A 1,222-nucleotide genomic window follows, 5' to 3' on the forward strand; every position below is an offset into this window, starting at 1 on the left:
GGCGGCGCGGCCTTCGCTCTGCGCATCCTCATGCTCGCTCATCCGCTGAAAAATCGTCTTGGATGCGCTTTCGTACCAACTTTCGGGATCGCGTATGGTGAGGATCACCTTGGCGTCCGGACTTGCGGCGATCAGTTCTCTCCAGACCAAGATGGCGGGCCAATCCACGCTGGAGCGATAGCCACGGAGTATCGCGCGCCAGTCGTCCGACTGCCCGGTCGCCAGCGCAAGCCACATGGCGTCGTGTGCCAGGTGCTTGCGCGTCTCGATCATGTGGTAGCAGGGCCGAAGCCCAGTTCCTCTAATGCGAGCTTCAGCGAGAGCGTGCCTGTCCGGCCGAACCCCGCACCGATGACTTGAAGGCTCATTGGCCGCGTTCCTCTCAAGGAACCACTCGCGGTAAGCGTTGGTTGTGTGAGACTATACGAGCCGCGAGGAGGAAGCCGATGACGAAAGTCGTATACAAGATCATCAAGCATGAGAATGGCTGGGCCTATCAGGCGCGAGGCACAATCTCGGAAACGTTTCCCACCCATGACGCCGCGCTTGAAGCGGCCAAGCGTGCGGCGGGCGAACAGAAAGTGCCGGGCGAGACCGTCGGCATCGAGTATGAGACGGCGGATGGCGAGTGGCACGAGGAGCTCGATCCGGGCACGGATCGCCCCCAGACCGTAGTCGAGGACAAATAGGCGCGGCTCTTCCCGCGAGTTGACACTTCGCGCCTATCGCGGTCTCTGACACCTGTATTTCGGGGCAGAGACGCGGGAGGCGCGGTGATTCAATCCTATGTTTTATGGGCCTTGCTGGGCATGGCCGGCTACTCGCTCATGACGCTGTTCGTGAAGCTCGCCGAGCGGAGTGGCACTGTCACCACTTATCAAGTGCTCGCAGTGTCGACCACGATCGTGGCAATCTTCGCCATCGCCGTCGTGGCGTGGCGTGGCGAGTTGAAGACGTTGATTTTCGAGCTGGAGACGCCGCCGCTGCTCTGGGCCATTGCCGGGGGCATCGCGCTCACGGTTGCCGTCAGTTCGCTGTTTCATGCTCTGTCGCTGGGGCCGGCCAATGTCGTGGTGCCGGTCTACGGCATGTTCATTGTCGGCGGCGCGTGCTCGGCGTCGTCGTGCTCGGCGAGGCCATGCCTTGGCATCGCGTCATCGGGCTGATCGCAGCCGTGATCGGCGTGGTGCTGATCTCGCTTTAGGGTTTGGGGGCGGGGCGG

Annotated in this window: 2 protein-coding genes and 1 pseudogene; 2 read left to right on the plus strand and 1 reads right to left on the minus strand. The window is 62.4% G+C overall.

Going from position 1 to position 1,222, the window contains the following annotated elements; translation table 11 throughout:
• A pseudogene (locus tag AUC71_RS22770) lies at window positions 1–536 on the minus strand (sulfotransferase family protein); the annotation flags it as partial.
• Here AUC71_RS22770 and AUC71_RS11810 point away from each other — a divergent pair.
• Together AUC71_RS11810 and AUC71_RS11815 are read left to right on the plus strand one after the other, a co-directional pair.
• Window positions 447–689: a DUF2188 domain-containing protein gene (locus AUC71_RS11810; protein WP_069624425.1), complete on the plus strand. Its 243-nt coding sequence runs from the start codon at window positions 447–449 to the stop codon at window positions 687–689. The pseudogene AUC71_RS22770 and the gene AUC71_RS11810 overlap by 90 nt on opposite strands.
• 84 nt (window positions 690–773) lie before the next feature.
• The gene (locus AUC71_RS11815) at window positions 774–1,166 is read left to right on the plus strand and encodes an EamA family transporter (protein WP_069624426.1); all 393 of its coding nucleotides are present in this window, start codon (window positions 774–776) and stop codon (window positions 1,164–1,166) included.
• Window positions 1,167–1,222 lie beyond the last annotated feature (56 nt).

The sequence above is a fragment of the Methyloceanibacter marginalis genome, assembly GCF_001723295.1.
Lineage (GTDB): Bacteria > Pseudomonadota > Alphaproteobacteria > Rhizobiales > Methyloligellaceae > Methyloceanibacter > Methyloceanibacter marginalis.

Bases quoted from the DNA above. Each gene is read 5' to 3' on its own strand.
- AUC71_RS11810 (WP_069624425.1), top strand. From the start codon at position 447: ATGACGAAAGTCGTATACAAGATCATCAAGCATGAGAATGGCTGGGCC.